Origin of the sequence: Alicyclobacillus tolerans, assembly GCF_048984885.1 — a bacterium.
GTDB lineage: Bacteria > Bacillota > Bacilli > Alicyclobacillales > Alicyclobacillaceae > Alicyclobacillus_I > Alicyclobacillus_I tolerans.
In genome coordinates this window covers 1,066,347-1,085,924 of record NZ_JBMGNK010000002.1, presented here as the reverse complement: position 1 = coordinate 1,085,924, position 19,578 = coordinate 1,066,347, and the positions used below count along the sequence as shown (strand labels likewise).

At 44.8% G+C, this 19,578-nt stretch carries 14 protein-coding genes; 9 read left to right on the top strand and 5 right to left on the bottom strand.

Annotation, left to right across the window (positions count from 1 at the left end):
- Positions 1-23: 23 nt before the first annotated feature.
- Both ACOJUR_RS05365 and ACOJUR_RS05360 read left to right on the top strand, forming a co-directional pair.
- Positions 24-1,820 carry a peptide ABC transporter substrate-binding protein gene (locus ACOJUR_RS05365; protein ID WP_072872775.1) on the top strand — a complete coding sequence of 599 codons (1,797 nt, stop codon included), beginning with the start codon at positions 24-26 and terminating at the stop codon, positions 1,818-1,820.
- 239 nt (positions 1,821-2,059) lie between these two features.
- Positions 2,060-3,832 carry a peptide ABC transporter substrate-binding protein gene (locus tag ACOJUR_RS05360; RefSeq protein ID WP_072872774.1) on the top strand — a complete coding sequence of 591 codons (1,773 nt, stop codon included), beginning with the start codon at positions 2,060-2,062 and terminating at the stop codon, positions 3,830-3,832.
- A 132-nt stretch (positions 3,833-3,964) separates the two neighbouring features.
- On the opposite strand, the gene ACOJUR_RS05355 is transcribed toward ACOJUR_RS05360, so the two are convergent.
- The 3 genes from ACOJUR_RS05355 to ispG all read right to left on the bottom strand — a co-directional run bounded on the left by ACOJUR_RS05355 (position 3,965) and on the right by ispG (position 7,839).
- Positions 3,965-4,717 carry a gamma-glutamyl-gamma-aminobutyrate hydrolase family protein gene (locus tag ACOJUR_RS05355; RefSeq protein WP_306953190.1) on the bottom strand — a complete coding sequence of 251 codons (753 nt, stop codon included), beginning with the start codon at positions 4,715-4,717 and terminating at the stop codon, positions 3,965-3,967.
- 215 nt (positions 4,718-4,932) lie between these two features.
- Positions 4,933-6,522 (bottom strand): APC family permease, encoded by a 1,590-nt coding sequence (locus tag ACOJUR_RS05350; protein WP_203114572.1) that lies wholly within the window; start codon positions 6,520-6,522, stop codon positions 4,933-4,935.
- A 207-nt stretch (positions 6,523-6,729) separates the two neighbouring features.
- Positions 6,730-7,839, bottom strand: a complete 1,110-nt coding sequence (gene ispG, locus ACOJUR_RS05345) for a flavodoxin-dependent (E)-4-hydroxy-3-methylbut-2-enyl-diphosphate synthase (protein ID WP_420949462.1) — start codon at positions 7,837-7,839, stop codon at positions 6,730-6,732.
- Positions 7,840-8,060: 221 nt separating this feature from the next.
- Between ispG and ACOJUR_RS05340 the strand changes: the two genes are divergently transcribed.
- The 6 genes from ACOJUR_RS05340 to acnA all read left to right on the top strand — a co-directional run bounded on the left by ACOJUR_RS05340 (position 8,061) and on the right by acnA (position 15,862).
- Positions 8,061-9,128 (top strand): class I fructose-bisphosphate aldolase, encoded by a 1,068-nt coding sequence (locus tag ACOJUR_RS05340; RefSeq protein WP_420949461.1) that lies wholly within the window; start codon positions 8,061-8,063, stop codon positions 9,126-9,128.
- A gap of 106 nt (positions 9,129-9,234) precedes the next feature.
- On the top strand, positions 9,235-9,441 hold the full coding sequence (locus ACOJUR_RS05335) for a YjzC family protein (protein WP_072874813.1): 207 nt from the start codon (positions 9,235-9,237) through the stop codon (positions 9,439-9,441).
- Positions 9,442-9,607: 166 nt separating this feature from the next.
- Positions 9,608-10,813, top strand: a complete 1,206-nt coding sequence (locus tag ACOJUR_RS05330) for an ornithine--oxo-acid transaminase (protein WP_420949460.1) — start codon at positions 9,608-9,610, stop codon at positions 10,811-10,813.
- Complete coding sequence (locus tag ACOJUR_RS05325; protein ID WP_306953201.1) at positions 10,810-11,775, top strand: MraY family glycosyltransferase; 966 nt, start codon at positions 10,810-10,812, stop codon at positions 11,773-11,775. The genes ACOJUR_RS05330 and ACOJUR_RS05325 overlap by 4 nt, the downstream gene beginning before the upstream one ends.
- 103 nt (positions 11,776-11,878) lie before the next feature.
- Entirely contained in the window at positions 11,879-13,045 is a 1,167-nt protein-coding gene (locus tag ACOJUR_RS05320) for a THUMP domain-containing class I SAM-dependent RNA methyltransferase (protein ID WP_072874816.1), read from the top strand.
- Between the two features lie 105 nt (positions 13,046-13,150).
- On the top strand, positions 13,151-15,862 hold the full coding sequence (gene acnA / locus ACOJUR_RS05315; protein WP_072874817.1) for an aconitate hydratase AcnA: 2,712 nt from the start codon (positions 13,151-13,153) through the stop codon (positions 15,860-15,862).
- A gap of 80 nt (positions 15,863-15,942) precedes the next feature.
- Here the strand turns inward: acnA and ACOJUR_RS05310 are convergent, their stop codons facing one another.
- Positions 15,943-16,449 (bottom strand): hypothetical protein, encoded by a 507-nt coding sequence (locus ACOJUR_RS05310; protein ID WP_072874818.1) that lies wholly within the window; start codon positions 16,447-16,449, stop codon positions 15,943-15,945.
- A 168-nt stretch (positions 16,450-16,617) separates the two neighbouring features.
- Between ACOJUR_RS05310 and ACOJUR_RS05305 the strand changes: the two genes are divergently transcribed.
- Entirely contained in the window at positions 16,618-17,811 is a 1,194-nt protein-coding gene (locus ACOJUR_RS05305) for a G1 family glutamic endopeptidase (RefSeq protein WP_203114579.1), read from the top strand.
- Between the two features lie 458 nt (positions 17,812-18,269).
- Here the strand turns inward: ACOJUR_RS05305 and ACOJUR_RS05300 are convergent, their stop codons facing one another.
- Positions 18,270-19,436, bottom strand: a complete 1,167-nt coding sequence (locus ACOJUR_RS05300; RefSeq protein WP_420949459.1) for an iron-containing alcohol dehydrogenase — start codon at positions 19,434-19,436, stop codon at positions 18,270-18,272.
- Positions 19,437-19,578: the final 142 nt, after the last annotated feature.

Genomic DNA, 19,578 nt, shown 5'->3' with positions numbered 1-19,578 from the left:
TTAGAAACCATGGGGGTCAACAAATGTCAAAACGCAAGTCACACACAGCATCTTGGTACAAAAGAAAATCCACTTACACATTGGGCGCAGCTGCCATTGGTTTGATGATGACCGTGGCTGGTTGTGGTACGGCAAGTAACACCAATTCGTCAACCGGAAGCTCTTCCAACAGTCAGCCAACACCCGGAGGTACGATTACTTTTGCGGTGGCTCCACAAACCAATCTGGATTGGTTTTTCCCTATTTCTAACGCCGCTGCGGACAGCGTGGCCAACTTCCAGCTTATCTATCAAATGTATAAACCGCTCATTTGGATTGACAACAACTATAACATCAACTGGAATTCATCGATTGCCAGTAAGATAACTTACAACAAAAAAGGTACGGTATATCATGTTTTCTTAAACCCCAAATGGCACTGGTCTAACGGCCAACCTATCACTTCTAAAGATGTTCTCTTCAGTTGGAATGTGATTAAGGCAGCTAGCGCCAATAACGCACCTAACCCATGGCCGTATGTTGGAGTTGGAACTGGCGATATTCCAAACGGAGTAGCCAGTGTTGTTGCCAACAGCCCGTACGAGGTAACTTTCACTTTAGATAAGCCTGCCAACCAGCATTGGTTTATTTACAACGGTTTAATTCAAATCATTCCAATGCCAGCATCTGCATGGAATAAATATCCCAACAATATCACTGAAGAAATTAAGTATTTGGGCGCCAACGCCACCAATCCTATGTTTGATTCCGTGGTAGATGGACCATTTATGATGAAGAACGCTGTGCCAAACCAATCTTGGACACTCGTTCCTAACCCCAAATACGACGGGCACAAGAGTATTATTCATAAGCTGATTTTTGCTTATGAAGCTTCCAATGCCGCTGAGTTTTCGGCACTTGAATCTGGTACTGTCAATGTCGGATACCTAGACCTAAGCCAATACGGTTCGCGCCAAGCTCTTCTTTCAAAAGGCTATACCATTACACCTGAATACAGTTTCGGATACTACAACACACAATTAAACATGTTCCCGGGCGCAAAAACAGCCCCTATTTTTGATCAACTATACATTCGCCAAGCTATTGATATGGGTATTGATCGCAACGCTATTGATCAGTCAGTCTTCCATGGTTACGGGGCACCAGCATACGGTCCAATTCCAACCGTGCCTAAAACACAATTCCTCGACCCGACCCTGACGCACAATCCTTACCCCTACAACCCGGCGGCTGGAAAAAAACTTTTAGAAGAACATGGCTGGCATGAAGTAAACGGTGTAATGACGAAAGGTAATCAAAAGCTAAAATTCACCATGCTTTATGTGAGTGGTACCACATCAGGACAGGACGAAGCCGAACTCATGGTTCAGGGCTGGGCTCAAGAAGGCATTCAAGTCACCCTTAAACCCATGCCTTTCTCCACACTTATTTCGGTCACAAGCAATCCTAAAGATCCGAATTCTTGGCAGATGGCCACGGGTTCAGGCTGGTTCTACAATGGACCTGGTTTCTACCCAACAGGCGGTCAACTTTATGCAACCAATGCACCATCCGGGTTTGGTTACAGCAATCCAGAAGAAGATGCTTTAATCGCGGCTACCCATCAACCATATAGTACAGACGCTCAAAACATGAAAGCTTTCTTTGCTTATGAAGAGTTCACGGCCAAACAATTGCCTATTATTTGGAATAACAATGTGGCTACATTAGTAGTTTCTGCGTCCAATGTTCACAATGTGCAACAATATTACAATGGCGCAACTGATTTCCCACAAATGCAATATTGGTGGGTATCGGGTCAAAGCAACAGCAGCAATTAATGTGTCTCATTTCTATCTATTTGGTGAATTTGTCATACAAATTCAAAAAAATATTTTGCGAATCATGATGAAATATACGTGATTTTGTGATAGTTTCATATACGGCATGAAAATCAGTCTGCGCCTCCAATTAGGAGGCGTGCTGTTTTGCCGGGCTGCTTGAGAATTACAGCGGCTATTCAAGGGAATCATGATTTACGACACCATAAAAAGGGGCGATATGTGTGAAGAGAAAGCTAATGGCTGTTCGCAAAAGCCGTCGAGCCATGCTCGCGGTTGGCGCACTTTCTACAGGTTTACTGCTGGCTGTCTCAGGTTGTGGAACATCCCCAACCAACAGCAGTCAGGGTGCAGGTTCGAGTTCCAACCTTACACCTCAAAAAGGTGGAACCATAACGTACGCATTGCCTGCTCAAACCAACTTAAACTGGTTTTTGCCTATCACCAATGCGGCAAACGACAGTGTTTACAACACTCAGCTAGTCGATCAATTATATAAACCGATGCTCTGGATCAACAACGACTATACAATCAATTGGAATTCTTCAATTGCACAAAAAATTGTAGCGAATAGTCAGGGTACCGTTTATCATGTGTATCTAAATCCTAAATGGAAATGGTCTGACGGCCAACCTGTCACTTCCAAAGACGTTTTGTTTACTTGGAATGTGATTAAAGCGGCAAGTGCAAGTAACGCACCAAGTCCTTGGCCTTTTGTAGGTGCAGGTACGGGTGATATTCCAAATGGTGTAAAGAGCGTTGTAGCGAATGGGCCTTACGAAGTCACGTTTACTTTGAAAAAACCGGCCAACCAGCAATGGTTTGAATATAATGGCATTATTCAAATTACACCTATGCCGGCGCATGCCTGGGATAAATATCCTAACAATATGACCCAAGAGATTAAATACTTGGGAAGCAACGCAACGAACTTAATGTTTGATACTGTTGTCGATGGGCCCTTTGAACCCGTCAGCGCTACTCCAAACCAAGAATGGGTCATTAAGCCCAACCCAAACTATCCTGGTCATAAGAGCTTGGTAGATAAGATTATCTTCCAGTACGAAGCTTCTAATACTGCCGAGTTTGCCGCTTTACAATCTGGCAACATCAATGTAGGCTATATTGACCCGACTCAATTGGGCGAAAAAGGCGCTTTAACTTCTAAAGGTTACACCATTACGCCAGAATATCCGTTTGGTATTTTCTGGACAGAAATGAACATGTATCCTGGCGCAAAAAATGCACCTATCTTTGACAAATTATACGTGCGTCAAGCTTTGCAGATGGCCATTGACAATGAAAGTGCGGCCAAGGATATCTATAAAGGATACGCTCAACCGCTCTTTGGTCCAATTCCGCCTGTTCCACAGACGAAATTCCTTGATCCTAACTTGCAAAATCCGTATCCATACAACCCAACGAAAGCTAAGCAATTGCTTGAGCAACACGGTTGGAAAGAAGTTAATGGTGTTATGACCAAAAATGGCCAACAGATGAAGTTTACCATGATTTACGCTAGTGGTAGTACTTCTACTGAAGACCAGGCTGAGTTGATGAAAGAAGACTGGGCTCAAATTGGTGTAGATGTCACATTGAAACCTATGCCATTCTCCACCTTCTTGACCGTTACTGCAAACAGCAAAAACCCAACAGGATGGGATTTGGCATTTGGTACAGGTTGGGACTATAACGGCCCTGGTTTCTATCCAACTGGCGGTCAGCTGTTCAAGACGGGTGCACCTTCTGGAACAGGATTTAGCGATCCGCAAGAAGACAAGTTAATTTCCGAAACTCATCAACCATATCCTACGGAACAACAGACCATGCAGAATTTCTTCCAATATGAAGACTACACAGCGCATGTGTTACCGTTCCTTTGGAACTTGAATATTGCTTCTTTAGTGGTAACTTCATCCAACGTCCATAACGTTCTGCAGTATTTGGACGCTGCAACAGCTTTCCCACAAATGCAATACTGGTGGGTTTCCAATAGCTCCAATCAGAGCTAAGGCTACCTAACCGAAATATTTTCTCAGTATCGTCAAAACCTCCCGGTATTCTGCTCAATGACAGAAAATCGGGAGGTTTTCATTCATATTGAGCGTTTAGTTTTAAGAAACTGGACATATCTTGTTTGAAATTTAGAACTTGGTTTTTCTCTCAGCGGCAGCATCTACAAGTAATCGGAAGAGGCCTAAAAAGACAGGATAATCACGCCACAAGTTTTCTGGATGCCACTGCACAGCAAACATCAGCGTTTCCTGATTGTCTGATTCCATGGCTTCCACCAATCCTTCCGGATCAAACGCAACAGCTTGAAATCCTGGGGCTAGTTTTCGAACTGCTTGATGGTGAAAAGAGTTGACACGCAATTCGGATACCTCACCGAGAGCTGAACGAATTTGAGACCCATCTTTCAAATTAACTTGATGAGATAGAAAGTTCCGTGGAGCTCGTTGTGCGTGTTGAATATTTCCTTCCCATTCAAGACGCAAATCTTGATATAGCGTTCCTCCAAGTACAGCGTTTAACATTTGCATACCCCGACATATTCCAAAAATAGGCTTGCCTTTTTGATGCATCGCTTGAATCAAGGTCATTTCTAACCTATCGCGATCGGGGGACAAGTCACCTAGCTCATGTCTCGGTTCTTCTTGATAGACTTCAGGTGCTACATCCTCTCCGCCTGTCAGTAACAGTCCATCTGACAACTCGACCAATTCTTTTACATGATCCATATCTTCTAAATAAGGAACCAAAAGTGGTAATCCACCTGCTCGTTCTACACCTCGAGCATAATCATCTGTGACTGAGGCAGCCTGAAGTGGCATACCTGGAACGCGCGATGGCTTAGTCTCCCTCATACCTGTTAAAAGAATAAACGGCTTGGCCATTGATAGTCTCTCCTTCACAAATCATTCATCAACTGTTTTGTAAATCAAAATGCAAATGATAAATATGACTGCCCTTATCACACTACACCGAAAAGAGCCGCAATGTCGAGAGGCGCTGTAACGCTTCTTCTCCATTTGCGGCCCGATCGCGTAGACAGGATTTTATGGCTGGCTTCCCCGTGTTTATCTTTCTATGCATAGCTTATTTGATGTTGTCAGCCAGGAAGTCCAGTATTCTCATCTACTGAAGCCATATACTCTTCATAGTGACTCGCTTTTTCTTGACGCATATACCAATCGGCAGATTTCACGCCAATCCAGAAGATGATAAAGCTCATGATAGCAACAACAATCGAATCCCAAGGAGCAGGAATCCAATGTTTTCCGCCAAATGTGCCAAGATAAGAACAAATGAGCATTAAGAAAATATAGGCAAGCATCCATATTCCACCAACAATATCTTTACGTGGCTTTTTATAGTGAAAATAAGACCAGAAATATACAATAATTCCGATGATGAGCAAGATGATGGCTTTGCTCAGTTTGTCCCATCCAGCCCAATACGAAATCAGGCCAGAAACTACGAAAGCAATCGGAGCAATAAGGTTGATACCACGGATTTGTGTATCTTTGCCACTCAATCCTTTGCGACGAAAAGCAATCACAGCAACAGCACCTGTCGCATAGCTGAAGCCCGTTAATGAACCCATTACCGCAATTAACGAATGCCAACTGGGAAGCGGTAAAAGTAAAGTGAACCCAAGTAAAATATTAATAAAGAGCGCGACAAAAGGTACTCGATATTTGGGATGCAATCGCGTTACAAATTTGGGGAAGAAACGGTTAACTCCCATGGAATAAGTAACTCGAGCATTCGATGCCGCATAGACAATTGCACTGCCCGTTGGAGATATAGCTGAATCCGCATATAGAATCCACGAAAGCCACGTTAAATTAATAAGCAATGCAATATTGGCAAAAGGCGATTTGAAATTAATAGATCCAAATCCATGACTCAACAATGAATGTGGCAAAGCACCAATAAAGGCAATTTGCAAAAGCAGGTACACCACAATAGAGACGAGCACAACCGTGATCACAGCGCGCGGAACATCTCTTTTGGGATTAGCCGCTTCTCCGGAGAGATCGATGGCCTGACGAAATCCAGTATACGCAAATACGATTCCTGAAGTAGCGATGGCACCAAGCGCACCTGCCAGTCCATACGGCGCAAAACCACCTGCTGCTGGACTGTTAAGGTTTCCCGGATGAAACGAAGTAGCAAGAAGGGCTACAATCGTCAAAAGCGGTACGCCTACTTTAATGGCCGTAATGGTATTATTGACTCGCGCAAACAGGCGTACACCAAAGTAATTGATAACAACAAAAACAAGCATAAGTAATATGGCAAAAGTAATCCCCAAACCGGTTAACGATTTTCCGTTATATAAGGCAGGAAAAAAATGACTGAGATACTGCATAACCGCTGAAGCCTCTGTTGGCGCATTAGCAGAATAGCTAATCCAGGTACTCCATGAAACGATAGATGAGACCAATGTTCCATTTGAATACGTTGGATAGCGAACAATACCGCCAGCTTCAGGACGCGTCGCCCCAAGCTCTGAATAAACCAACCCCACGCAAAGCATGGCAAGTCCACCAATAATCCAGGCCAAAATAGCAGCTGGACCGGCAGCTTGAGCAGCATACATGGCGCTAAACAGCCAACCGGAACCAATCACTCCTCCAATGGAAGCCGCTGTTAGGGACCAAAAACCGAGTTGTTTGCGAAAACCTGCTTCCATGAAACCCCTCCTACTCCTCATTTTCATGGCCAAGCAATGAAGTAAAAAAGGCGGTCGACAGACAAAGTCTAAACCTTTTGTCGACCTGCCTTCTTTTTTTGAGAAACCCGTCTCGAAATCATTTCTGATTGAGATGTCTATGAGTGTGAATTGCTAAAACATAGCGTCTCCTGTTTCTCGAAAAACAGCGTGAAAAATTTTTCCGGATTACACTTTCCGGATCTCCCCTTCTTCGTAGATACTGCCCGTTTCTTCATATCGCTTAGCCATGATAAGTATTTCTTTCTTTAATTCGTCCAGTAATTCCTGCTCCGGAACCTTGCGGACGACTTCGCCGCGCCGGAACAATAATCCTTCTCCACGAGCGCCAGCAACACCTATATCCGCTTCACGCGCCTCTCCAGGTCCGTTGACCGCACAACCAAGTACGGAGACTTTAATGGGAGCGCGAATATTTTCAGTGAAACGTTCAATCTCACTGGCAAGTGAAATAAGATCGATATCGATACGTCCACACGTCGGACAGGAGACAATGGTGACCGCATCAGAGACTATGTGAAAAGTTTTCAAAAGCTCACGGGCAACGCGAATTTCTTCAACCGGATCGGCCGACAAAGAGACGCGCATGGTATTGCCGATCCCCATTTGTAAAAGTGTTCCTAGCCCCGCTGAACTTTTGATAGTCCCGCCAAACAAAGTACCCGACTCAGTGATTCCCAAATGCAACGGATAGGGAAATGATTCTGCAGCCAAACGATAGGATTCAATAGCAAGCGGTACATCAGACGCTTTCATGGATACAATAATGTCGTAAAAATCAAGCTCTTCTAAAATACGAATGTGATGGAGTGCACTTTCTAACATTCCTTCTGCAGTTGGATAGCCATATTTCTCTAATATATGGCGTTCAAGCGAACCGGCATTTACGCCAATACGTATCGGAATTTGTCGCTCCTTACAAGCCTTGACCACTTCCTCCACTCGATCCCGCTTGCCGATGTTGCCTGGATTAATACGTACCTTATCTACTCCACCGCGAATGGCCTCTAAAGCAAGACGATAATCAAAGTGAATATCTGCAACCAAAGGGATGTGAATTTGCTTCTTAATTTCAGGAATGGCAGCAGCCGCTTCTCGTGTGTTGACCGTTACACGAACCACCTGACAACCTGCTTCTTCCAGACGAAGAATCTCAGCAACTGTAGCTTTGACATCCGCTGTCTTCGTTGTCGTCATACTCTGTATGACGACTTGATGATTTCCGCCAATGACCAAATCACCGACACGTACGGGTCGTGTTTTCTCACGTGTATACAAAATAAATGGACTCCTCTCCGTTTTAAACAGGTTCAATCATCAGATTCGACTTACTTGTTAATTCATTCTTTATCAAGAATCAGCGGGACACTGAATGGCCGTATTTGCCAAGTGCCTACTTTCTGCTACATTAATAATCGTACAAAACAAGATTCGGGCATTCAAGACGCAAACTGCTTAAAGCGGATGCAAATGAACCCGGGCGAAGGAGTGGCTCCCCTATGATTGAAAAAATTCGCGAATATTTAGGTCAAGAAGCTGATGATTTACTGGAACATGTCAGCCAGACCATCCCAGCCAGTGATTTATATGCTCCGTCAGCAACAGCGGTTGATGACGTTTTTGCTGCATCCAACCGAAACAACCGTGTGCTAGGCAACTTACAGAGATTGCTTGACACCGGTCGTTTAGCAGGTACAGGCTATGTTTCCATCTTGCCGGTGGATCAAGGGATTGAACATTCTGCAGGTGCTTCATTTGCTAAAAATCCAGCTTACTTCAATCCGGAAAACATTGTGAAATTGGCTTTGGAAGGCGGATGCAATGGCGTTGCATCCACTCTTGGTGTTTTAGCATTGACATCTCGCAAGTACGCACACAAGATTCCTTTTATTGTAAAGATTAATCACAATGAACTGCTCACATACCCAAACAAGTTCGATCAGGTCATGTTTGCCAGTGTTCAGCAGGCTTACGATATGGGGGCAGCTGGAATTGGAGCTACCATCTACTTCGGTTCTGATGAATCCACTCGCCAATTGCAAGAAGTCAGTGAGGCATTTGCACGAGCCCACGAGCTTGGAATGTTTACGATTTTATGGTGTTACTTGCGTAATCCGCAGTTTAAGCAAGGCAAAACAGACTATCATTTGGCTGCAGACTTGACAGGTCAAGCCAATCATCTCGGTGTAACCATTGAAGCTGATATTATCAAACAAAAACTTCCCGAAACCAATGGAGGATTTAAAGCTCTTAATATGGAAGGAAGTTCTTACGGAAAAACCGACGAACGCATCTACACGGAATTGACCAGCCCCCATCCCATCGACTTGACGCGCTATCAAGTAGCCAATTGTTATATGGGAAGAATTGGTCTTATTAACTCTGGCGGCGCCAGCGGCGAGAATGATTTTGCTGAAGCCGTCCGTACTGCGGTTATCAACAAACGAGCTGGTGGTATGGGACTAATATCTGGTCGCAAAGCGTTCCAACGCCCCATGCAGGAAGGTGCTGCGCTTTTGCATGCGATTCAGGATGTCTACCTCTGCAAAGAGGTTACACTCGCCTAAAATGGTACAATGGGTCAATCCTGTTGTACATGCATAGATTCGCCCAACGCCAAAGCATACTGTGAAAAGGACAGTTGCAGTTCCAATGCATGAGGAGGCGTTCCAGATGGGCGGAGAGCATAACCAGTTTGAACCCGGATGGGAAGTACCCAATGACGGCGTATATCGAGAAATTGGCGAACACCCAGACAGTGAAGGAATCCTGCATGCGCGTGAACTCCACCTGCATAAAGGCGATCGGTTTCCACGCACAACCAATGGTAACCGAAAGTGGACACGCGTCAAAAACGGTGACGTGAAACATCGCAACTGAATTCAGTATCTTGGTGCATTGACGCACTCTGAAATCTTTATCTATCCGGCACTGACTGGCACTGGCGTTGGCTGATGGCCAGCGCCAAGCTGCCAAAAGATATTGAAATCAGCAAGGGTTCAAGCTGTGACCCAAAAGGTTGACAGTGTATGGAAGGGGTATGAATATGTCTCAAAACCTATCGAGATCGCAAATCATCATGGAACAGACAGAACGGCTTGGCGCACATAATTATCATCCATTGCCCATCGTCGTGAGCAAAGCGGAAAGAATTTGGGTGGAGGATCCCGAAGGCAATCGCTATATGGACATGCTAAGCGCTTATTCCGCGCTTAATCCAGGGCATAGACATCCTCGCATCATCGCTGCTCTCAAAGAGCAGGCCGATCGCGTTACACTTACATCACGCGCGTTTCATAGTGATAATTTGGGACTCTTTTATGAAAAACTTTGCCGGCTGACGAAGATGGACAAAGTACTCCCTATGAATACAGGTGCTGAAGCAGTAGAAACAGCTATCAAAGCGGCTAGGCGCTGGGCTTATGAGGTAAAAGGGGTAGCTGACCATCAAGCGGAAATTATTGTCTGTCAAGGTAATTTTCACGGTCGCACCGTCACCGCAATCTCGATGTCTTCAGAAAAAGAATATCAGCGTCAGTTTGGACCCCTCACGCCAGGATTTAAAGTGATTCCTTACGGTGACATTCAAGCTTTACAAAACGCGATTACAGAAAATACGGCCGCTTTCTTAATAGAGCCTATTCAAGGAGAAGCTGGTATTATCCTGCCACCGGAGGGATATCTGAAACAAGCTCTGGAACTTTGCCAAGCCAATCGTGTCCTGTTTATTGCTGATGAAATTCAAACAGGATTTGGACGAACAGGTAAAATGTTTGCTTGTGACTGGGAAAATGTAAAACCTGATATGTACATTCTTGGTAAAGCGTTGGGCGGTGGAGTTTTTCCTATCTCCGCTGTATCTGCAAAGAAAGAAATTCTGGATGTCTTCAATCCGGGTTCACACGGTTCGACATTTGGCGGAAATCCGCTTGCTTGCGCTGTCGCCATTGCAGCCATAGATGTCACTTTAGAAGAGAATTTGGCTGAACGCTCACTGGAGCTGGGCAAATATTTTTTGCATAACCTGCAACAAATCCAAAATCGACACATTGTTCAAGTGAGAGGACGGGGTTTGTTTATTGGGCTTGAACTGAATACATCTGCCCGCCCCTACTGCGAAGCACTGATGCAACGTGGGCTTCTCTGCAAAGAGACACACGAAAATGTCATTCGCTTTGCGCCGCCATTGATTATTGAAAAACCGGAATTGGATGATGCACTTACACGTATTCGTGCGGTGTTGCAACAATGAACGTCTGGTTGCCTGGCTGTATCGCTTTTATTCTCTCGTTTATCTGCACTCCTGCTGCTCGCAAATTAGCAATGCGATGGAAATTTGTTGATTTGCCCAACGAGCGAAAAATTCATCAGCAACCTCTCCCGTTACTTGGCGGTGCAGCTATTTTCATGGGTATCTTGGCAGCAGGTATTCTTTATTTTATAAAGTTAAAATCTTTGGCTTCCCCTTATTTCGGTGTTATGGTCGGCGCGTTTTTATTGTTTTTGATTGGCGTCATAGACGATTTTTATAAAACTCGCGGAAAAGATTTTTCCGTAGCTGTTCGATTTATGATTCAAATTATTGCCGCCTTGATGGTACCTGCATTCGGTGGAGTTATCCGTGTGGTCAGTTCACCTTTTGATTCACCCGGCTTTATTGTAATGCCGCATCTTCTGGCTCAAATCATTACTGTTGTCTGGATTGTAGGCGTGATTAATGTCTTTAATTTTCTGGACGGTGTAGATGGGCTGGCAGCTGGCATTGCTGCAATTTCAGGCATCACTTTATTTTTTGTAGCTCTGCTTAAAACTGATCACGCATCAGCTATATTCGCCTTAGCTGTCGTAGGTGCAGCGCTTGGATTTTTGCGCCACAACTTCCACCCTGCCAAGATTATTATGGGGGATGCTGGAAGTACTGTTTTAGGTTATACACTTGGTAGTATTGCTGCTATTGGTTCCTTCAAATCCGCTACAATCGTATCCATTGTCGTCCCTGTTTTAGCTTTGGGTGTACCCATTTTTGATGCCTTACGTGTAGTGCTGATTCGCGCATGGCGCGGTCAACCCGTGTACAAGCCTGATAAATCGCACGTCCATCACAGTCTATTGCGGGCTGGTTTTTCACAACGCCAAACGGTTGCCTTGATTTATCTCCTGAGTGCGTGTTTCTCGCTAGCCTCCATGATAGTTCTCTTGCTATCGGCCCGTTGAAACGGGCCATTCTTGCGCACGTTTGTCTTGATAAAACAATGAATCACTTAACTTGACGGTAACTGCTAACTTTACATGCAGTTGGCTAAAAAGGAGATTGACTATGTTTCAATTCATCGCGACAGCAGCTTTCGGATTGGAATCCGTGGTTGCTCGCGAACTTCACAATCTTGGCTTTGAAAACACACAAACGATGAATGGGTATGTGGAATTTACAGGACCAGTTGCTGCACTTGTCTACGCAAATCTTTGGTTAAGAACAGCGGACAGAGTTTATATTAAACTTGCTGAGTTTGAAGCACGCACTTTTGAACAACTTTTCACTGGAACAAAGGAAATTCGTCTCAAAGATTGGTTAACGTCTGATGCACGCTTTCCTGTTACAGGACGTTCAGTACAGTCTCAGTTACACAGCGTACCTGCATGTCAGAGTATTGTTAAAAAAGCACTGGTAGAAACCATGCGTGAACAATTCGGAGTTTATGAATTACCTGAAAATGGCCCACTGTTTGCTTTCACTTTTGTACTGCACAAAAATCAATGTCAAATTTGGCTAGACAGCAGCGGTATTGGTCTGCATAAACGCGGTTATCGTAAACTCACGGCCACGGCCCCTCTTCGCGAAACTTTAGCAGCGGGATTAGTTTTGCTGAGTCGATGGCAAGGACATCGCCCTTTGCTCGATCCGCTCTGTGGTTCTGGAACCATTGCCATTGAAGCAGCCATGATTGGGCGAAATCAAGCGCCAGGTTTGCGTCGTAGCTTTGCCAGTGAAGAATGGCCGGCTCTCACTCCACAAATTTGGCAAATGGCCCGAGAAGAGGCGCGCGAATCCCGTCGTCAAAATGTGGAATTGAATATCACAGCCAGTGATTACAATGCCGATGTCCTTTCTTATGCGGAATATCATGCGCGTCAAGCTGGAGTAGGAGAAGATGTAAAAATTTATAAAAAAAACATTACCGATGTTCATACAAATGGCGAGTTTGGCTGCATTATTACCAATCCTCCCTACGGCGAACGCATGGGAGAACGGGCAGAACTCCCGAACATCTATCGAGAACTTTCGCGCATGAAGCAAGAAAATCCAAATTGGTCTGTTTTTGTCATTACCAGCGATCGCAGTTATGAACAATACTTTCAAGCACCTATCCATAAGCGTCGCAAACTCTATAATGGACGTTTAGAAACCCAGTTTTACCAGAACATTGGACCTCTGCCGCCTCGTCCAGATGATATCTGGCTACAGACAGGACCGAATGTTCTGTGATTTTTTCCTGTGATATCCCTATCGAAAAAAAGGATATCGATTTTACAAGGAACCTTTCGTCTGCGAAAATATTCTAGAACTCATAGTAGCAAAGGAGTGCTCAACATGGCAGAAAACAATCTGTTCCAAGCCCGCCAAAACCTCCAGGTTGGCAATAAGAATTATATTTATTATTCCTTGCCGGCACTGGAACAGGCTGGAGTTGGCTCCGTCTCGCGTCTTCCTTTTTCCATTAAAATTCTACTGGAAGCTGTTTTGCGACAGGCGGACGGACGAGTAATTACTGAGCAACATGTTCGCGATTTAGCCAATTGGAATGCACCGAAACCACAAAACGCTGATGTGCCTTTTAAGCCTGCACGTATCCTCCTGCAGGATTTTACAGGAGTGCCTGCGGTGGTCGATCTAGCTGCCCTGCGTGCTGCTATGCATACTCTGGGTGGTGATCCTAAACGCATTAATCCCCTCATTCCAGTGGATTTAGTTATTGACCACTCCGTACAAGTAGATGCTTTCGGCTCTGCTGAAGCATTGCAATTTAACATCAACAAAGAATTTGAACGCAATGAAGAACGCTACAAATTTTTGCGTTGGGCACAAACCGCCTTTGACAATTTCCGTGTAGTGCCGCCTGGAACCGGTATTGTTCACCAGGTCAACCTCGAATATTTAGCGAAAGTTGTCCAACAAAAGCAAGAGGGTAACGAAATAGTTGTCTTCCCTGACTCACTCGTAGGCACTGACTCCCATACAACCATGATTAACGGCATTGGTGTTTTGGGCTGGGGGGTTGGTGGAATTGAAGCCGAAGCTTGTATGCTAGGTCAACCTCTCTATCAACTGTTACCTGAAGTTATTGGATTCAAACTAACCGGCCAGTTACCAGAAGGCGCTACAGCTACAGATTTAGCCTTGACCGTCACCCACATGTTGCGTAAAAAAGGCGTAGTAGGAAAATTTGTAGAGTTTTATGGTTCTGGACTTTCCAATATTTCATTGGCCGATCGCGCTACTGTGGCCAACATGGCACCCGAATATGGAGCAACCATGGGCTTTTTCCCAGTAGACAGTGAGACGCTCAACTATCTGCGCAATACTGGTCGTGAAGAAGAACTTGTACAGCTTGTGGAAACTTACTGCAAAGCGCAAGGCTTATTCCGGACTGACAGTATGGCTGATCCAGTATTTACAGACACATTGGAACTCGACTTGGCTACGGTTCAACCCACCATGGCTGGTCCAAAACGTCCACAAGACAGTATCAAACTTAGCGATATGAAATCGACCTTTGAAAATGGCATGCAAACTCCGGTCGATAAAGGCGGATTTGGTCTTGATGAAGCTGGCCGCAAGAAAGAAGTGGCTATTCATCATCCAGACGGATCGACCTCCACCATGAAACCAGGTGCTGTGGCCATTGCAGCCATTACCAGTTGTACCAACACTTCTAACCCATATGTCATGATGGGTGCTGGTCTGTTGGCTAAAAAAGCTGTAGAAAAAGGTCTCACCCCTCCGAAATATGTGAAAACCAGCCTGGCTCCCGGTTCCAGAGTAGTAACAGATTACCTGGAAAAAGCAGGATTGCTCGACTCGTTGGCTCAAATTGGATTCGATGTGGTTGGTTATGGATGTACCACTTGTATCGGAAATAGTGGACCTTTGCCGGAAGAGATTGCAGGGCCAATCCGTGAGAATGATTTACTCGTAGCGGCTGTACTTTCTGGCAACCGCAACTTTGAAGGCCGCATCCACTCTTTAGTGCGAGCTAACTATCTGGCTTCACCGCCGCTTGTAGTAGCTTATGCTCTCGCTGGCAGTGTCGATATTGATTTGACAAGCGAACCACTTGGCACAGGCAAAGACGGTCAACCGGTGTATTTGAAAGATATCTGGCCAAGCAGCAAAGAAGTGGCTGATGCGGTCAACTTGGCAATGGACGCCAAGCTATTCCAAAGCCGCTATTCGGAAGTTTTCCAAGGCAACGAGCGTTGGAACGCACTCGACGTCCCACAGGGAGAGCTCTACGCTTGGGATGAACAATCAACTTATATCCAACATCCTCCCTTCTTTGTCGGTCTTAGTAAGGAACTGCCTCCTGCTGAAAACATTAAAGAGGCTCGTGTACTCGCTTACCTTGGCGACTCTGTCACTACCGACCATATTTCGCCAGCCGGCAATATTGCTGTCAATAGCCCAGCCGGAAAATATTTGGTAGATCACAAAGTAGAGCCTTACGATTTTAACTCTTACGGATCACGGCGCGGCAATCATGAGGTAATGATGAGAGGAACGTTTGCGAATATTCGTATTCGCAATAAGATTGCCCCAGGCACTGAAGGAGGCTATACCACCTATTTCCCGAATGGCGAAGTCATGCCCATTTACGATGCAGCTATGAAATATCAGGAAAACCATTTGCCGCTGATTATTCTTGCTGGTAAAGAATACGGTACTGGTTCTTCCCGTGACTGGGCTGCTAAAGGAACATACTTATTGGGTGTGAAAGCAGTCATTGCGGAGAGTTTTGAACGCATCCACCGCAGTAACCTGGTAGGTATGGGTGTATTGCCATTACAGTTTAAAAATGGTGAGAGCGCTGAAACTCATGGCCTGACAGGCCGCGAAACCTTTACGATTGAAGGCTTAGATGGTGAGTTAACTCCTCGCCAAGAACTCAAAGTGGTTGCCCACAAAGAAGACGGTTCAAGCGTATCATTCCCTGTTACACTGCGCCTTGACAGTCATGTGGAAATTGAGTACTACCGCAATGGCGGTATTCTCCAGACTGTATTACGCAACTTTATGGAAGCGTAAACGACCTACACCTCTATAAGTTTGAGCAGACATGAAATAAGCCTCCCTATCCACACCAACGTGGAGAAGGAGGCTTATTTTCAAGTATTTTTATGGTGGATTTTTGCTGGAGAATACTCTGCAAGTCCGAATTGACCTTCATTCGTACGAATAAGAAAAAACTCGTGTTGCTTATCAGCAACGTACACTGCTCCGCCTGGCCAGTATACCGACCATGTGCCATTCGGTTGAATGGTGCCACTAGCAATTTTCTGGACACTTCCCGTACTGGCAAGTGCAAAGTGTCCATCTTGTAATGAAATGTCACGGGCTGGTACGTGAAAGACTTCTACCTGATGACCATACCAAGCATCATCAGACCAGATATGCAACTCTTTCCCAACTATGGCCACATGAGTTGGCGGTGGATTCTGAATTCGCTTAGGCATGTTTAAGGTCATAGGTTTACCGGCTACACTAGTAGGAAGAATATCGGCAACTTCGTTATTGCTCAATTTGATGTTTTGTTCAGGATGGTATTCGCCACAGCCCGGCAGCAGAAAGGTTGCCAAAAAAACGGCTGCTGCACTCCAAGCATGTCTTCTCATTTTCCATCACTTCCATACACATAGTTGTTGGGGGATTCATTTTACTTTGCCCCAATCGACACAAAATCATCAATTTGGGAAGAGGAATTATCTTTCAAGCACTTTTCGAAGTTTCCGTAGTACAGTAAAATAAAAATTAATCAACTAGAATGAGGGAGGTGCACCAGCATGCTTGGCAAAGCCATTTTAATGTCTGCAGTTGTAGCTGTACCTGCTACAATTGCACTCCAGATGCATGCGTCTTCCAATTCTCAAAGTATAAAACATGCTCCCCTATACGCAACGGATGAAATCGGCAGCAAAAACTGGGCTGGTTATGTCGATATCGCCAAGCCTGGTCAAACCTTTCATTCTGTGACCGGCACTTGGCAGGTCCCAGCCATTGAAGGTGAAGATCAGTCTGCAGCAGCTCAGTGGATTGGGCTCGGTGGCGTGCAATCAAAAGATTTATTGCAAATGGGTACTGTGGAAACCATGGATAATGGACAGGCGGAAAATGTACTTTTTTGGGAGAAATTACCGAATGCAGCGAATGATTGGTTGACTCTTCCGGCTGGAGCAACCGTTTCTGCTTCCATTGCGCCTGTATCGGCTAATTCAAACACGTTCCTGTTAAAAGCTGTGGTATCTGATAATGGACAAACCCAAACATATACAAAGGAAGTAGAAGTATCTCCCGCCTATCAGGAAGCGATGGGTACAAGCGCGGACTGGATAAGCGAAGATCCTTCCGATGTCTCGTTGAATCTCATTCCGTTAGCACAAATGGGTACGATTCGATATACAAATGCAACCGCCAATGGGTTACCTATTCTTCAATCTGATGCATCCACTGAGCCTATGGCTTTAGTTGGCACTGACGGTCAAACGGTTTTGGTTCAGCCTTCACAGCTCTACCAAGGAGATACCAGTTTTTACACTTCAGATACAGGCAACTCTGGAGCCACTACAGTGCCACAAATTACAGTCGTTCAACAAGTTCCAACAGGTCCTTTCCCATCATCTGATAGTTCAGAAGCGTGGCAGCAATGGCAACAGATGCAAAACCAATTGCAACAACAGTTACAACAAGCTTTTGGAAATCCAAACGGAAGCTGGAATTCTTTGCTTCCCTCTAACGGATCAAGCTGGATACAACTTCAACAGCAATGGGTCGCACAGTTGCAACAGGCAGAGCAACAGTTGCAATCATTACTGTCCAATAACAACTGGGGTGCCTTTGGTAATTTAACGAATGCTGGAACTCACTCCAACTACTCGAGTTGGAATCCTCTACAGCTGTTGAGTCAACATGTGCATACTCATGTTGTCCATAATCAACAAGGGAACTGGCAATGGACCATCCAGTGGACCGCTTGGTAATCTAAAATCTCATTTAATAAACAGGACAAATCGATTTCACATCGGATTTTGAAGGCTAGGGCAACCTAGCCTTTTCTATTGAGTCTCTTTTCACACTGGATGGAACAGAGATCTCTTAAAAAATTTCCAGCCATCAATAGATCCACGGTAGCAAACGCCATGTGCGCTGCCTGTATGGTCCATAAGCTTCACCGATATGAGCAAACAAGATGGATTCCTCCACTTTCATCCGGCGAAGTCATCCTATCAAGGGAATAACAGCCCAGACGAACATTACAAGACCAAGATATGCCGTCCATATGGGTAAATCAAAGACTTCTAGTTGTCTGCTTGTCCTACCGACCATACATTATATTATCTACTATGACCGTCGCAATCATGGTCACCCACAAGAAAAAACCTGCCTCCGATTTAACAATGAGGCAGGGGCAGGGGTTAATATATCAATTTATAGCGCGTTATAGCGCAGCTTGCATAATTCTCAATACATCATTTTTGTTCAATTTGCGATACTTCCCTATTTCTCCAAAACGCACACTCTGTTCGGCCATACGCTCCAGATGTTCTGAGCCGATTTGATAATCAGCCAATCTCTGTGGCGCTTCAATCGAACGGTAAAATTCTCGAACCTTTTCAATCCCTTCAGCAGCCAATTGAGATGTACTTTTGCCCGCTGGATTGATTCCGAAAACATGGACAGCGAGATCAGCAAAACGCTCTGGTTTTTCCTGAGAAACAAAATCCATCCAGTGTGGAAATAATATAGCAAGACCGCCACCATGAGGAATATCGTAAATGGCACTGATTTCATGTTCCATTGCGTGATTAGCCCAATCTCCTTCAATCCCCATGCTAATCATGCCGTTTAGTGCCATGGTCGAGCAGTACATTATCGTCTCTCTGGCTTCATAGTTAGTTGGTTCGTCAATGACTTTACGAGCATTTTCAATAATGGTTTTTATTACAGACTCTATAAGGCGCCTTTGCAATGGCGCATTTTCCGTGGGATGAAAATAGTGTTCATAACAATGCGCAAGCATGTCACAGATACCATAAATTGTCTGATCACGAGGTACTGTAAATGTATTTTCTGCATCACAGAATGAAAATTTCGGGAATGTATAAGGAGAACCGCCGCCGAGTTTTTCTTTGGTTTCCCAATTTGTAATAACTCCACCAGAATTCATTTCCGATCCGGTGGCTGCTAAAGTAAGAATGGTTCCAATCGGTAAGGCATCTTTAGCAACTGCCTTGCGTTGATAGATGTCATACACTTCACCATCAAACTTGACTCCCATAGCAATCGCTTTAGCGCAGTCTAAAACTGAACCTCCACCTACTGCAAGAATGAGGTGTACGCCCTCCGTTTTGCAGAGATCGATGCCTTTATGAACTGTTGTCAAACGGGGATTAGGTTCGACACCAGCGAGTTCAACCCACTCAATGCTACCTTCTCTAAGCAGGTGGATAACTTTGTCGTACAGTCCAAAACGCTTGATACTTCCACCGCCGTATAGCAACAACACTTTGTTTCCATATTTACGAATTTCCTCAACAAGATGCTGTTCCAATTGACCTTTCCCATAGTAAAGTGCTGTTGGATTTTGAAAACGAAACGGGTTCATAAAATCTCCTCCTGATTTTGCAAATGGCAAAATGGTTACCTTTTGCAAGCTAATAATTAGTTTATCATGTTTTGGTCTCCAGACCAAAACATGATTAAAGGCGGCAAATAGCTGCTTTCTTCTGTCTGTCTAAAGTTGTCCT

Coding starts and splice junctions, on each gene's coding strand:
- ACOJUR_RS05365 (WP_072872775.1), top strand. CDS start 24: ATGTCAAAACGCAAGTCACACACAGCATCTTGGTACAAAAGAAAATCC.
- ACOJUR_RS05360 (WP_072872774.1), top strand. CDS start 2,060: ATGGCTGTTCGCAAAAGCCGTCGAGCCATGCTCGCGGTTGGCGCACTT.
- ACOJUR_RS05355 (WP_306953190.1), bottom strand. CDS start 4,717: ATGGCCAAGCCGTTTATTCTTTTAACAGGTATGAGGGAGACTAAGCCA.
- ACOJUR_RS05350 (WP_203114572.1), bottom strand. CDS start 6,522: ATGGAAGCAGGTTTTCGCAAACAACTCGGTTTTTGGTCCCTAACAGCG.
- ACOJUR_RS05340 (WP_420949461.1), top strand. CDS start 8,061: ATGATTGAAAAAATTCGCGAATATTTAGGTCAAGAAGCTGATGATTTA.
- ACOJUR_RS05335 (WP_072874813.1), top strand. CDS start 9,235: ATGGGCGGAGAGCATAACCAGTTTGAACCCGGATGGGAAGTACCCAAT.
- ACOJUR_RS05330 (WP_420949460.1), top strand. CDS start 9,608: ATGTCTCAAAACCTATCGAGATCGCAAATCATCATGGAACAGACAGAA.
- ACOJUR_RS05325 (WP_306953201.1), top strand. CDS start 10,810: ATGAACGTCTGGTTGCCTGGCTGTATCGCTTTTATTCTCTCGTTTATC.
- ACOJUR_RS05320 (WP_072874816.1), top strand. CDS start 11,879: ATGTTTCAATTCATCGCGACAGCAGCTTTCGGATTGGAATCCGTGGTT.
- acnA (WP_072874817.1), top strand. CDS start 13,151: ATGGCAGAAAACAATCTGTTCCAAGCCCGCCAAAACCTCCAGGTTGGC.
- ACOJUR_RS05310 (WP_072874818.1), bottom strand. CDS start 16,449: ATGAGAAGACATGCTTGGAGTGCAGCAGCCGTTTTTTTGGCAACCTTT.
- ACOJUR_RS05305 (WP_203114579.1), top strand. CDS start 16,618: ATGCTTGGCAAAGCCATTTTAATGTCTGCAGTTGTAGCTGTACCTGCT.
- ACOJUR_RS05300 (WP_420949459.1), bottom strand. CDS start 19,436: ATGAACCCGTTTCGTTTTCAAAATCCAACAGCACTTTACTATGGGAAA.